12 protein-coding genes are annotated in these 12,759 nt (G+C 52.4%); 3 read left to right on the top strand and 9 right to left on the bottom strand.

From position 1 onward, the window contains the following. Positions 1–10: 10 nt before the first annotated feature. The 6 genes from ACQG0T_RS00795 to rfaD are packed head-to-tail and all read right to left on the bottom strand — an operon-like array spanning position 11 to position 6,196. Positions 11–1,222 carry an O-antigen ligase family protein gene (locus ACQG0T_RS00795; RefSeq protein WP_058685831.1) on the bottom strand — a complete coding sequence of 404 codons (1,212 nt, stop codon included), beginning with the start codon at positions 1,220–1,222 and terminating at the stop codon, positions 11–13. After that, positions 1,210–2,109 (bottom strand): glycosyltransferase family 2 protein, encoded by a 900-nt coding sequence (locus ACQG0T_RS00800; protein ID WP_252051685.1) that lies wholly within the window; start codon positions 2,107–2,109, stop codon positions 1,210–1,212. The genes ACQG0T_RS00795 and ACQG0T_RS00800 overlap by 13 nt, the downstream gene beginning before the upstream one ends. Before the next feature lie 5 nt (positions 2,110–2,114). Then, on the bottom strand, positions 2,115–3,224 hold the full coding sequence (locus ACQG0T_RS00805; RefSeq protein ID WP_017693958.1) for a glycosyltransferase family 9 protein: 1,110 nt from the start codon (positions 3,222–3,224) through the stop codon (positions 2,115–2,117). A 3-nt stretch (positions 3,225–3,227) separates the two neighbouring features. Continuing rightward, a complete protein-coding gene (gene rfaC / locus ACQG0T_RS00810) occupies positions 3,228–4,211 on the bottom strand; it encodes a lipopolysaccharide heptosyltransferase RfaC (RefSeq protein WP_017383611.1) in 984 nt (327 codons plus the stop codon). Positions 4,212–4,214: 3 nt separating this feature from the next. Next, a complete protein-coding gene (rfaF, locus tag ACQG0T_RS00815; RefSeq protein WP_015570031.1) occupies positions 4,215–5,261 on the bottom strand; it encodes an ADP-heptose--LPS heptosyltransferase RfaF in 1,047 nt (348 codons plus the stop codon). A gap of 2 nt (positions 5,262–5,263) precedes the next feature. Beyond that, positions 5,264–6,196, bottom strand: coding sequence for an ADP-glyceromanno-heptose 6-epimerase (gene rfaD / locus ACQG0T_RS00820; RefSeq protein ID WP_003860858.1), 933 nt, complete (start codon positions 6,194–6,196; stop codon positions 5,264–5,266). Positions 6,197–6,409: 213 nt separating this feature from the next. On the opposite strand from rfaD, the gene kbl reads away from it, so the two are divergent. Both kbl and tdh read left to right on the top strand, forming a co-directional pair. Continuing rightward, complete coding sequence (gene kbl / locus ACQG0T_RS00825; RefSeq protein ID WP_015570030.1) at positions 6,410–7,606, top strand: glycine C-acetyltransferase; 1,197 nt, start codon at positions 6,410–6,412, stop codon at positions 7,604–7,606. Positions 7,607–7,615: 9 nt separating this feature from the next. After that, complete coding sequence (tdh, locus tag ACQG0T_RS00830; protein ID WP_017383610.1) at positions 7,616–8,644, top strand: L-threonine 3-dehydrogenase; 1,029 nt, start codon at positions 7,616–7,618, stop codon at positions 8,642–8,644. Positions 8,645–8,670: 26 nt separating this feature from the next. On the opposite strand, the gene ACQG0T_RS00835 is transcribed toward tdh, so the two are convergent. Together ACQG0T_RS00835 and ACQG0T_RS00840 are read right to left on the bottom strand one after the other, a co-directional pair. Then, positions 8,671–9,585 (bottom strand): hypothetical protein, encoded by a 915-nt coding sequence (locus ACQG0T_RS00835; RefSeq protein WP_015570028.1) that lies wholly within the window; start codon positions 9,583–9,585, stop codon positions 8,671–8,673. A 15-nt stretch (positions 9,586–9,600) separates the two neighbouring features. After that, on the bottom strand, positions 9,601–10,806 hold the full coding sequence (locus ACQG0T_RS00840; protein WP_017693957.1) for a glycosyltransferase: 1,206 nt from the start codon (positions 10,804–10,806) through the stop codon (positions 9,601–9,603). A 205-nt stretch (positions 10,807–11,011) separates the two neighbouring features. On the opposite strand from ACQG0T_RS00840, the gene ACQG0T_RS00845 reads away from it, so the two are divergent. Continuing rightward, positions 11,012–11,812: a glycosyltransferase family 2 protein gene (locus ACQG0T_RS00845; RefSeq protein WP_271040511.1), complete on the top strand. Its 801-nt coding sequence runs from the start codon at positions 11,012–11,014 to the stop codon at positions 11,810–11,812. An 11-nt stretch (positions 11,813–11,823) separates the two neighbouring features. Here the strand turns inward: ACQG0T_RS00845 and ACQG0T_RS00850 are convergent, their stop codons facing one another. Continuing rightward, positions 11,824–12,756, bottom strand: a complete 933-nt coding sequence (locus tag ACQG0T_RS00850; RefSeq protein ID WP_032620676.1) for a divergent polysaccharide deacetylase family protein — start codon at positions 12,754–12,756, stop codon at positions 11,824–11,826. Positions 12,757–12,759 lie beyond the last annotated feature (3 nt).

Consider the following 12,759-nt stretch of genomic DNA (forward strand, 5'->3'; position numbering starts at 1 on the left):
GGCATATTTGTTATTGCTGCTTTGTTTGTGAGAAAGGTGTACTTAGCGCAAACAAAATCATAAAGAAGATTAAGGCCTCTGAACTGAGCAGTATGACATCCGTCAGTCCATACAAAAGCAAAAGAAGCATCGACGTCAGCAGCAAACCGTTTTTACTTCTAATAGAGTAAGCTATTATCGAAATAAAAAAGAAGCATAAAATTAGCAGTCCAGGAATGCCTTGCAGTGAATATTTTTCAATAAATTCATTGTGCAAATGAATTCGAATGTAACCGAGCGCTGCTGCAACATGTTGATGTCCATTTGCGACATAATTTCGAACCCATGATTCCCTGCTTTCAATAGACTGTCCCAGTGGATGCGCAATGCCAGTCATAAGACCCACGTTCCACATCGAAAAACGAGCCCCCAGAGAAGTTGCATCATGCCCTTTCTGATATTTAGTTATCTCAGTCACTGTTTGTTGAATTTTAGGAGAAATCAATGGTTTATAGCTTACGGCTATGATCCCTGTAACGATGCATAAAAAAATCATTAATGATTTAAGGTGAATTTTTCGGAAATGATAAAGTGTAAGAATAATAGCCATTAACAGGTAAAGGCCCATGGCGGCACGCGTGGCAGTCAAAAGAATCACGAAGAAAGATATCAGGACTACGACGCCTGCCAGAAGGTATAATTTCACATTCTTCTTTAGGTATAAGCTGTAAACAAAGGCTAATGATAGAACAGAATATACATACGCTGCGATAGTTGGACGGTTTATAGCCATCTCTACGCGATTAATACCTTGTACAGCCTGATAAAAGCCATAAGCTGTGGCAAGGGTATAACCTACAGCTGTACTAATTAAGAAGTATTTCACAAAATTATCTTTTGTTACATGATTTTTGAAACGGTCAAGGTAAAAAATCAAAAGGCTTGCCAGAATTAATTTTTTACTCGATCCAAGATAATCACTGTATGCGTTTAATCCCTCATTATGCAATTCATAAGTGACATACCAAATAAGGTTAAGTAATCCTACCAGCATAATAGGATAGGCGATACTAAAAGGATGCCAGGAGATTTTTTTATACTCAAACACCAAACCCAAGATACTTGCATATATTGCAATATAGAAAAACTCTCGTTGTTTCCCTGAATTAACAAGGACAAGAGCTAAAGAGATAAGGCTCAATGCGAGTGTTAACTGGTAAGTTTTTAACTTTATTTTTTCCATAATGCCTCAATAACCCTTTTTTTATAGCTGAAGCGAACATCGCTGGATAAGAAAAATGATAAAGAATAAAGTGCTGTTACTCGTGACTTAACGGTTTTGAGCTGCTGACCTGTAAGATATTTCCGATGGTTGCTGTAAATATCAAACCAGTGGCAATTGACGAGATGTTTGTAGCGTGACGGAAATGTTCTTTCCATCTGTAACGTGCATTCGACAAGCGTTGAAATTTTGCTGGCGTCCAGACTGCTCGACAAACTGTCGCGACGCTTGATGTAATAATAATGCCCCTGGCGTTGATAGGCTATTTTGCTCGATTGCATCAACATTCCCGGGAAGACAGCGAAATCCTCATAACATAACATCGGAGGTATGGGATTTTTCTCGTAAAGGCTACGATGAATAAACTGGCCAATGAGATGTGCCTGAAAGTCTTTATGACGTAAGAAACGAGTAATTGCTTCATGTTGTGACAATGGCACAGGATTAAATCCCTGCCAGTCTGACGTTATTTTCCGGGGATCGCGAATCTCAAGCAAACGAGTCAGTAACATGTCCGGACGTTGCGCTTTCAGGAAGGCTATTGCGTCCCTGAGGCTGCCCGGCTTTAAGCAATCATCACTGTCGAGCATCGTAATATACTCACCCGATGCCAGCGCGACAGCGCTGTTTCTTACCCGGCCAACGTTACGAAAGTTCACGGTGCGCGTTATGATCTGAGGAAATTTCGGCGACCACTCTTCAATTATTGCCTGCGTGGCATCCTCAGAACTGTCATTGAAAATAATGACTTCAGTATCCTGATCGGTTGCTGCCAGCAGGCTTGAAAGCGTGGCGTGCAGCGTAGCTTCAGCGTTATGCGCAGCAATAATGACGCTTAAAAAAGCCATAAAAATTAGTTTCCTTGAGCGTCGGTAGCGCTAGCCAGTGAGCGGGCTTTTGGTAATGTACGGATAAACTGCTGAAGATCGTGTAACGCGGAGTCAGTGACAGAGAATAGCGCTTCCCGTTCTTGCGGGAAGTAATAGCGCGTTTCAAACACATAAGAACAAATGTTATCGTCATTCCCGATCAGCATCACATTGCCAAGCGGACGCTGTTCATAGTGACAACACGGTCCAAACAGCAGGACCACCGGCACGCCGACGGCGTCTGCGATGTAGACATTCCCCGAGTCAGACGCGATATAGCAGTCCATCTTAGAAATGGCCCAGGGAAGCTCTTCCAGCGAAATTTTGCCAATAAGATTGATAAAATTGGGGATGTCACCGTAAAGACGGGTGATATCGTCCATCCACGACTGTTCGTTTGGCGCGCCGAAGACATAAAACTCGCAGGGTAAATCAGCAAGTTGATCAACAATCCGCTTCCAGATAACCGGAGGGACGGTTTTGGCTTTATTGCCCGCCGCAATACTGATGCCGATGCGGATAACGCCAGGTTTATCAAGTATGGCCGGCCAGGTCGTCGGCTTGAAGAGTGGCTTTGTGGCGTGCTTGGGAGAGTCTTGCCACGTGAGCGAGCGGTCGGCCAGTTTCAGGTAGTTCGTCACCGAAAGCGTTTTTTTGCCATGCTCAACGGTACCGTCGGCCGCGAGATAGAAAATCCCGTGATACCACCTGCGCGTGTAAATGCTTAAAAATTGTTTGTTTTTGGCATTGCAGACGGCGGCAAAAAAGAGGTTCACGCTGTTGGGCTGTAGCAGGTAGACGTTGTCGTAGCGGTTCATGATCCTGCACGCGAAGCACAGTTTACGCCACAGGTTGCGCTTATGCTGCTCAATAAAATAGATCTGCTCAATAGTCTCATCATGCTTCGCCAGCGCGCCAACGCTGCGACTGATCAACACATCGCTTTTTTGCAGATATGCCAGAAGAGGCGTCGCATTAATAAAGTCACCGATTTTGGCTGTCTGAATGACAAGGTTCTTGCCCGTGTCCTTTCGAAACAGCTTCCGGATGAGTTTCACCGGAAAGAGTAAAATCAGCAGAAATACATAACTCATGGGTTAAATATCCCTGTTGGAAAGCCGATGGCTGCCCTGTAAAAATGAAAAAATAGCATCTGCGCTAATATCCTTCGTTTGTTGCGTAGGGCTAACCATCTGATGCTGGTTTTTACCGTAACCCCCGATCAACCCCGGATCGGTCGGGCCGAAAATCGTGATATTAGGACGATCCAGTGCGGCGGTTAAATGGCTTAACCCTGTATCCACAGAAACGACGGCGTTAGCGCCCGCCAGCTGTGCGGCAACCTGCGCCAGCGTGAGTTTGGGTAACACCTCGACGTGGGAAAAACCTGCTGCCAGACGTTCCGCTCGCTGCCGCTCATGTTCAGCGCCCCACGGGAGTTTAATATGGATACCGCAAGGTTGCATTAGTTCAATCAGCCTTCTCCAGTGCGTTTCCGGCCAGTGCTTATCATCGCGCGTTGTGGCATGCAGGAAGACCAGATACGGCGCGATATCACTGTCCGTTTCGCGCAGAAAATGCTGTGCGATGGCGTAGTCGCCCTGGAGGTCGGGTTTTGCATAGCCGAGACTCTTAGCGAACAGCTCGCGGGTACGTTCCACGGCGTGCTGCTGCTTCGCAATATGGTGGCGACGGTTATAGAACAGGCTCGCCAGCGGTTCGCGGGCGGTTTGCCAGTCCATGCCGTGCTTTACGCCGTGCGCCAGACGCGTGACCAGCGCGGCGCTTTTCACCAGCCCCTGGGCGTCGACGATCGCGTCGTAACGCCGGGCCTGCACCGCTTCGCGGAAGGCTTTGCGTTCGGCTTTAATCGGTGCGGAGAACCACGCTTTGCGCCAGCGGCGAATGGCCACCGGGATAACGCGATCAACCGCTTCATGCCAGGTGGGGATCTGCGCGAAGCCTTCTTCCACCACCCAGTCAAAACGGATGCCGGGAATGGCCCGCATGGCGTCCGTCAGCGACGGCAGCGTATGCAGAACATCACCCATTGAGGAGGTTTTAACGATCAATACCCGCATCCGTTATCCTTCTTCGCTCAACAGCAGTGCGTTGAGTTCTTCGAGAACACGCTGCGGGGTAATGTCGATCAGGCTCTGATGGTAACCTTCTGCGGCATCGCCTTTGCGCACCTTGTGGTAGCCGGTGATCAAACGGATCACGCGCGCCTTGTGCGACAGCGGCGGCGTAAAGTCCGGGCTGCTTGGGCCATACAGCGCGACCAAGGGACGATCCAGCGCGGCGGCGACGTGCATCAGGCCAGAGTCGTTACTGACCACGGCCTTACAGGCGGCAATCAGGATAACCGCCTGCTCGAGTTGCGTTTCCCCGGCCAGGTTGCGGCACCATGCCTGTTGCTCGGTGCTCAGCGTGGCGAGAATTTCATTGCCCGCCTCATGATCTTTCGCCGAGCCAAACAGCACAATCTGATAGCCTTCGTCGATAAGCTGTTTCGCCAGCTCTGCATAGTGATAGTGCGGCCAGCGTTTTGCCGGACCGAATTCTGCGCCAGGGCAAAACCCAATCATCGGGCGTTCGGACGAAATGCCAAATGCGTTGCAGGTGTGGGATTTCTCCCCATCGCTTACCTGGAGCTGCGGCCACAGCAGCGGCTGCGGCAGATCTTTCGCGCTGCGCATCACGCCTTTGTCGTAGGCCAGCGCCACGTAGCGCTCCACCATCAGCGGCCAGGCCTCTTTATCCAGCACCCGGGCGTCGTTCAGCAGGCCGTAGCGCATTTCACCGCGCCAGCCGGTACGGTGCGGGATGCCCGCAAAGAAGGGCACAAGGGCGGATTTGAAGGAGTTAGGCAGCACGTACGCGCGGTCATAGCGTTTCTCGCGCAGGCTGTGGCCGAGTTTGCGGCGTTCACCGATTTCCAGCGCCCCGTGTCCGAGCGGCATCGGGATCGCCTCGTTCACTTCCGGCATACGCGATAACAGCGGACGGCACCATGCGGGTGCCATCACGTCGATTATCGCCTGGGGATAACGCGCCTTGAGCGTGCGATAGAGACTTTGCGACATCATCATGTCGCCCACCCATGACGGGCCGATCACCAGAATTTTCATGCTTATGCGTCGCGGTTCAGCCAGGCCATATATTCCGTTACGCCTTCGGCAACGGTCTTGAACGGCTTGTCGTAGCCTGCGGCGCGCAGGTTAGTCAGGTCCGCCTGGGTGAATGCCTGGTAGCGGCCTTTCAGCTTATCCGGGAACGGAATGTACTCGATGCTGCCTTTCTTATGGTACGCCAGTGTCGCGTCTGCCACCGCCTGGAAGGATTCCGCGCGGCCGGTGCCCAGGTTGAAAATGCCGGACACGCCATTTTCCAGGAACCACAGGTTTACTGCCGCCACATCGCCCACGTAGACGAAGTCACGCTTGAAGCCGTCGCTGCCTTCGAACAGTTTCGGGCTTTCGCCGTTATTTAACTGGGTGTTCAGGTGGAACGCCACGCTCGCCATGCTGCCTTTGTGGCCTTCGCGCGGCCCGTAGACGTTGAAGTAGCGGAAGCCGACAATCTGCGAGTTCGCTTCTGGCAGGATCTGACGTACGTACTCATCAAACAGGAACTTGGAGTAACCGTAAACGTTCAGCGGCTGCTCATATTCGCGGGATTCGATGAAATCTGAAGTGCGCCCACCGTAAGTTGCCGCGGAAGAGGCGTACAGGAACGGAATTTCACGCTCCAGGCAGTAGTGCAGGAGCTCTTTGGAGTACTGATAGTTGTTATCCATCATGTACTTGCCGTCCCACTCGGTGGTGGAGGAGCAAGCACCTTCGTGGAAGATGGCTTCGATCTCGCCGAACTCTTCACCCGCCATAATCTGGATAAGGAAGTCTTCTTTATCCATGTAGTCAGCGATGTTCAGATCCACCAGGTTCACGAACTTGGTGCCGTCTTTCAGGTTGTCCACCACCAGAATGTCGGTGATGCCTTTGTCATTGAGGGCCTTAACAATATTGCTGCCGATAAAGCCCGCGCCGCCAGTAACGATGATCATAACTGTAACCTTTGAAGTATGAGTCGGGGAATATCCCGAACGCTAATCTCTTTATCATATCATCACAATGCTCAGGCTTCAGCCATTCACCGATATGCAGCAGGGGTACGCGTGATTTATGCTGCAAAAACGAGAAGAGATACTGCGTCATCTCGTCATGAACTATTGGTTTGGGTAATATGTGCCAAAATTTGCCGAGTCTGGAGAATTGCAATGCGTGGTGATTTTTACAAACAGTTAAACAGCGACCTCGACACCGCACGTGCGGAAGGGTTGTTCAAAGAAGAGCGTATTATCACGTCTGCCCAGCAGGCGGACATCACCGTTGCCGACGGCAGCCATGTGATCAACTTTTGCGCGAACAACTACTTAGGTCTTGCGAATCACCCTGAGCTAATTGCCGCGGCGAAAAACGGCATGGACACCCACGGTTTCGGTATGGCCTCCGTTCGCTTTATCTGCGGTACGCAGGACAGCCACAAGCAGCTTGAGCAAAAGCTGGCGAACTTCCTCGGAATGGAAGACGCGATTCTGTACTCCTCCTGCTTCGACGCCAACGGCGGTCTGTTTGAGACCCTGCTCGGCGCAGAAGACGCGATTATCTCCGACGCCCTGAACCACGCCTCCATCATCGACGGCGTACGCCTGTGCAAAGCGAAGCGTTTCCGCTACGCCAACAACGACATGGTGGAGCTGGAAGCGCGCCTGAAAGAGGCCCGTGAAGCAGGGGCTCGCCACGTCCTGATCGCCACCGACGGCGTGTTCTCCATGGACGGTGTGATCGCCAACCTGAAGGGCGTGTGCGATCTGGCGGATAAATACGACGCGCTGGTGATGGTGGATGACTCTCACGCGGTCGGTTTTGTCGGCGAAAACGGTCGTGGCTCCCACGAATACTGCGACGTAATGGGCCGCGTGGATATCATCACCGGTACGCTGGGCAAAGCGCTCGGCGGCGCGTCTGGCGGCTACACTGCCGCGCGTAAAGAGGTGGTCGAGTGGCTGCGCCAGCGCTCCCGCCCGTATTTGTTCTCCAACTCCCTGGCGCCGGCGATTGTGGCTGCCTCCATTAAAGTGCTGGAGATGGTGGAATCCGGGGCTGAGCTGCGCGACCGCCTGTGGGCTAACGCCCGCCTGTTCCGTGAAAAAATGAGTGCCGCAGGATTCACCCTGGCCGGTGCCGATCACGCGATCATTCCGGTGATGCTGGGCGACGCGGTTGTCGCGCAGAAATTTGCTCGTGAGCTTCAGAAAGAAGGGATTTACGTGACCGGGTTCTTCTTCCCGGTGGTACCAAAAGGTCAGGCGCGTATCCGCACCCAGATGTCTGCGGCGCACTCGCCTGAACAAATTGAACGTGCGGTGGAAGCCTTTACCCGCATCGGCAAACAGCTGGGCGTCATTGCCTGAGGACGTATGATGAAAGCGTTATCCAAACTGAAAGCGGAAGAAGGGATTTGGATGACCGACGTGCCGGAGCCGGAAGTCGGTCATAACGATCTGCTGATCAAAATTCGTAAAACCGCCATCTGCGGTACTGACGTTCACATCTACAACTGGGACCAGTGGTCGCAGAAAACCATTCCGGTACCGATGGTTGTCGGTCACGAATATGTCGGCGAAGTGGTGGGTATCGGCCAGGAAGTAAAAGGCTTCAACATTGGCGATCGCGTCTCCGGTGAAGGCCACATTACCTGCGGTCACTGCCGTAACTGTCGCGGTGGGCGTACCCACCTGTGCCGCAATACCGTCGGCGTGGGTGTGAACCGTCCGGGCTGCTTCGCGGAATACCTGGTGATCCCGGCGTTTAACGCGTTCAAAATCCCGGACAATATCTCTGACGATCTGGCCTCCATCTTCGACCCGTTCGGCAACGCGGTACACACGGCGCTCTCCTTCGACCTGGTGGGTGAAGACGTGCTGGTTTCCGGCGCGGGCCCCATCGGCATTATGGCGGCAGCCGTGGCGAAGCATGTGGGTGCGCGCAACGTGGTGATCACCGACGTGAACGAATACCGCCTGTCGCTGGCGCGCAAAATGGGCGTCACCCGCGCGGTGGATGTCTCGAAAGAGAGCCTGACCGACGTGATGGAAGAGCTGGGCATGACCGAAGGCTTTGACGTGGGTCTGGAGATGTCCGGCGCGCCACCGGCGTTCCGCACCATGCTCGACACCATGAACCACGGTGGCCGTATCGCGATGCTGGGTATTCCGCCGTCAGATATGTCCATTGACTGGAACAAAGTCATCTTCAAGGGGCTGTTCATTAAGGGCATCTATGGCCGTGAGATGTTCGAAACCTGGTACAAGATGGCCGCGCTGATCCAGTCCGGTCTGGATCTGTCCCCGATTATCACTCACCGTTTCTCCATCGATGAGTTCCAGCAGGGCTTTGACGCAATGCGGTCCGGCCAGTCAGGGAAAGTGATCCTGAGCTGGGATAAGTAATTAAAAAGGGGCCAGCGGCCCCTTTTTTACTGATTCTTTTTCTCTTCGTCCGTCAGGTAACGCACCTTGCGGGTGTAATCCTGACCTTTGAACAGCAGTTTGTTATCCGGCGATTCCAGATACTTCTGCCATTCGGAAAGCGGGAAACCACCGTGCGCGCCAATCACCTCTTTCGGCACAACGGCTTCCTGACCGCCGATCTTCTTGGAGACCGGCCAGTTCATCCAGTCACCGAGGTTAACCGTTTTTACATCCAGCATGTCCAGCAGCGCAGCGAGCGGCAGCTGATCGGTCGGCGGCTGCGTGTCGTCCATCAGCTCCCAGGTATCCTGGAACAGCGTCAGCCACAGCGGGCAGATACGGCGCCAGGTCTTTTTGGTGGCGGCAAGAAACGCGCCGTTAACGTGATCGACCAGATACGGACGCACCGTTTCTTTGTAATATGCCGGCACTTTCTCCGCTGGCGCGCCGTCCAGCTTGGCAATCATTTTGCCCTGACGGAAGCTGGAGTAGATGTGCATATCCGCCATGTTGATCTCTGGCATTTTAAGCAGGTTGAGATCGGAGTCGATCATCAGCACACCTTCACCGCGCGCCTGCAACGGAGCGTTAAGCTTCACCAGACGACTGAGGTAGATCTGCTTATAGCGGTAACCTTCTTCACGTTTTGGAAGCGTGAGGGTAACAACGCGGGTTTTTGGCGGCAGCTCGCCGAAAGCGGATTCAGGCTGATCGCTGACGATAACAATCTCGCTGACGTCGGTGGCATAACGCTCTGCAAAGGTCGCTGACAATAACGCCTCTTCGACGAAATCCGCGCCCGTACACGGGATCACAATGGAATCCACCGCAACGAGATCGCGCGTGACCGGAAGGGAAGCGTAAGGAATGTTATGACGCCCGGTAATGTGGCGGTAGCGAGCATTCAGGAATTTAAACATGTTCTTCTCGTTTGGTTATTGCGCGCCAAGAACGGCCTCGACACCGTTAACATAGCTTTCAATGGCATACATGTTGCAGACATTCTGGTGTGCGGCAGCGGCGAGCCGGGCGCGCAGAGCAGGATCCTGCCAGATATTATCCAGATGTTGAGCAAGTTGCGACACGTCGCTCCAGGGAAACAGCAGGCCGGTCGACTCATGATCGATCAATTCTGCCGTGCCGGTCACCTTTGAACCAATCACGGGAATATTCAGCAGCATTGCCTCCAGCACGACGCGCGGCAGGCCTTCGCTCTTCGAGGCCAGAATAAATGCGTCAAAGGTGGCGAGATAGTCAAAAGGCGTGTTCTGGAAACCGGTAAAAATGACGTGCTCAGCAATACCCAGCGCGTCAGCCTGTGCCGCCAGTGCGCCGCGCTCCGCCCCTTCACCGACCAGCACCATCTTCCATTTTGCCTGCGGGTGCCTCTGGCTGAACTGTGCCAGCGCCTCCAGCGTATGGTGGTTGGCTTTGCGAGGGATTAGCGAGCCAATGCTGCCGAACACAAACGTGTCGTCATCAATGTTCAGACGCTGGCGCATCGCGCGTCGGTCGGGCAAAGGCTGGTGGATGTCGATAGCATTGTTGACCGTGGTACACAGCGCTGGCCGGACGCCATGCTGAAGCAACACGCGTTCAACGCCGTGCGAGACGGCGATGATTTTTGTGGCATGGGCATTGACCAGCTTCACCAGCGGCGGGGTCAGCACCGGTTCAATCCGGCAGTGCTGGATTATCCGCGCATGCAGGTTTGCGCCCGCCAGATACCCTTCTTCGTTAGAGCCTGGCTGGTTGTTCATATACAGCGTATCGAATCCACCTTCCCTGAAAATGGTCTCGATCTTGCTGACGTTGGGGCGAATGCGCCACAGGGTATCGATATGCCGCGTAAATGCTTTGCGCGCTGAACGCGAGAAAAACAGCAGACCACGTCCCGCTTCTTTCAGTAGTTTTGCCCATGCCGGTTGCTTACGTTGAGGGATAACGAGTAGCGGGATCCCAATGCTATTGAGCACCTGGCCAATCGTTTGACCTTCAGCACGACTATAATCACTGTAAAAACAACAAGTAATGTCGAATTTGTCGCGGTTGATTCGCTTCAGAAGCTCAAGCATACTGTTGGTACCTCCCCCCCATTCTTTGCCCGTGTCCAGGAGGAGGATTTTACGTTTTTGCGGCATGTCTGAATCCGTATGCTACCCTTCATCTGACCGCATTATAAAGAATTTACTGAAATAAAATAGATTTTTTGTATTTCTTTGTCTTTTTACAAGAAAACATTTTAAACGCGCTTATTTTAAAAGTGCGATTTAAGACTTTAATCGCCTCTTCTCAATTCGATAGTATGAGTGAAAAATTTTATGTCGTTATTGAGAGAGTGAAAATATGTTTAAAATAACGGTCTGCTTATTAACGTTTAACTCCGAAAGAACGTTGCACGATGTTATTCCTCCTCTTTTAAAAATAGCAGATGAATTCGTTATAGTGGATTCCGGAAGTACAGACTCGACGATATATATTTGCCAGAGTTATGGATTGTCGCCCATATTCAAAAAATATAGCTGGCACGGCGAGCAGATGAACCATGCCGTATCCCATGCGCATAACGACTGGGTGCTGTGCATGGACAGTGACGAAATACTCGATCAAGAAACCGTTGATGCTATTTTAGAATTAAAAATGGGCAATGAACCCGAACTGGATATGGCGTGGCGGATATGTCGTCACTGGTTTGTTTTGGGAGAAAATGTCCGAACGATTTATCCCGTCTCATCACCGGATTATCCGGTGCGTCTTTTTAACCGTACGCAGTCGCGATTTAATAACCGGCCAGTAGACGATCAGGTTGAAGGTTTTCTCCGTTCTGAACGTATTCCAGGTTATGTCAGACATGAGACGTTTCATTCGCTGCATGAACTTTTTAATAAATTAAACGGATATACCACTCGCCTGGTTCAATATCAGACGATACGTCCCTCTCTTGGTCGCGGCTCGATCAGCGCTATCGGCGCATTTTTCAAATGGTATCTGTTTAGCGGTGCCTGGCGTCAGGGCAAAGTAGGTGTGGTGACAGGGTTTTATGCCACGGCGTACAGTTTTTTGAAGTATTTCAAGGCCTGGTATCAGGATCGGGAAAAGAGAGAGTCCGTTGCAAAAGAGCAGTCGGACTCTTATCTGGCAGAATAGGCGTTAGCCGATCAGGCTTTTTTTCCCCAACCCTGCCACTGTTGCTGGACGTATTTAACCAGTGTACTGCTGCTGATGCTTTCGCCAATCACCGAGAAGAAGCGGGTTGCATAGACCGGTTCAGGCGGCTGTTTCAGCGTGCAGTTCTTCACGCCGCGGAATGGATTACGCGGCTGCGTTGCGGATGGTTGCGTGCTACCCGGACGAGAAGTATCCACCTGAGGTTCATTGAGCAGATCGCTCGGACGCACCAGCGTAATATCGGCGGGTAAGCCCGACAACATTTGCTGCAAAACGCGAACGGTAGACGGATGCGGATGCCCAATGGCAATCGCCGAACCGTTACGGCGCGCCAGCTGTACCGCGCGGTTGAACTGCACGCGGATATCCGCTTCGTTCTGGGAGTCGTCCAGGAATACTTTGCGCTTGATGACTTTTACACCCGTCCCCTGAGCGGCACGCATCGCCTGGCTGTTGCCGATGGTCATGCTGTCGAGGAAATAGAGATTGTAACGCTCCAGCGCCTGCATCACTTTCAGCATACCGTACAGGCTGGAGGTCATCGCGCTGCCCATATGGTTATTCAGACCCACGGCATACGGCACTTTATTGTACGCATCGCGGATGATGCGATCGATCTCGTCGCTGCTCATGTCCGGGCGCAGGGTATCTTTTTCCAACGGCTGCTTGCTGAGGGGGGCCATCGGCAGATGGATGAGGACCTGATGGCCGCCATTGTGCGCTTTGGTCGCCATTTCATGCGCGTGAGGCGCATTAGGCAGGACGGCGACAGAGATGGCTGGCGGCATCGCCAGCACCTGATTTTCATAGTGTGGTCGATAACCGAAGTCATCAATCACAATCGCGAGTTTGCCTGCATAAACCGGTGCAGCCAGCGCCAGTGCGCTGACTACGGAAACAACAATTCGACGAAATTGAAGCAAAAC

The sequence above is a fragment of the Enterobacter cloacae complex sp. 302F9 genome (genome assembly GCF_050030335.1).
Lineage (GTDB): Bacteria > Pseudomonadota > Gammaproteobacteria > Enterobacterales > Enterobacteriaceae > Enterobacter > Enterobacter hormaechei_C.

What these genes read in the sequence shown, in the direction of transcription:
- ACQG0T_RS00795 (WP_058685831.1), bottom strand. Translation starts at nt 1,222, where the DNA reads ATGGAAAAAATAAAGTTAAAAACTTACCAGTTAACACTCGCATTGAGC.
- ACQG0T_RS00800 (WP_252051685.1), bottom strand. Translation starts at nt 2,109, where the DNA reads ATGGCTTTTTTAAGCGTCATTATTGCTGCGCATAACGCTGAAGCTACG.
- ACQG0T_RS00805 (WP_017693958.1), bottom strand. Translation starts at nt 3,224, where the DNA reads ATGAGTTATGTATTTCTGCTGATTTTACTCTTTCCGGTGAAACTCATC.
- rfaC (WP_017383611.1), bottom strand. Translation starts at nt 4,211, where the DNA reads ATGCGGGTATTGATCGTTAAAACCTCCTCAATGGGTGATGTTCTGCAT.
- rfaF (WP_015570031.1), bottom strand. Translation starts at nt 5,261, where the DNA reads ATGAAAATTCTGGTGATCGGCCCGTCATGGGTGGGCGACATGATGATG.
- rfaD (WP_003860858.1), bottom strand. Translation starts at nt 6,196, where the DNA reads ATGATCATCGTTACTGGCGGCGCGGGCTTTATCGGCAGCAATATTGTT.
- kbl (WP_015570030.1), top strand. Translation starts at nt 6,410, where the DNA reads ATGCGTGGTGATTTTTACAAACAGTTAAACAGCGACCTCGACACCGCA.
- tdh (WP_017383610.1), top strand. Translation starts at nt 7,616, where the DNA reads ATGAAAGCGTTATCCAAACTGAAAGCGGAAGAAGGGATTTGGATGACC.
- ACQG0T_RS00835 (WP_015570028.1), bottom strand. Translation starts at nt 9,585, where the DNA reads ATGTTTAAATTCCTGAATGCTCGCTACCGCCACATTACCGGGCGTCAT.
- ACQG0T_RS00840 (WP_017693957.1), bottom strand. Translation starts at nt 10,806, where the DNA reads ATGCCGCAAAAACGTAAAATCCTCCTCCTGGACACGGGCAAAGAATGG.
- ACQG0T_RS00845 (WP_271040511.1), top strand. Translation starts at nt 11,012, where the DNA reads ATGTTTAAAATAACGGTCTGCTTATTAACGTTTAACTCCGAAAGAACG.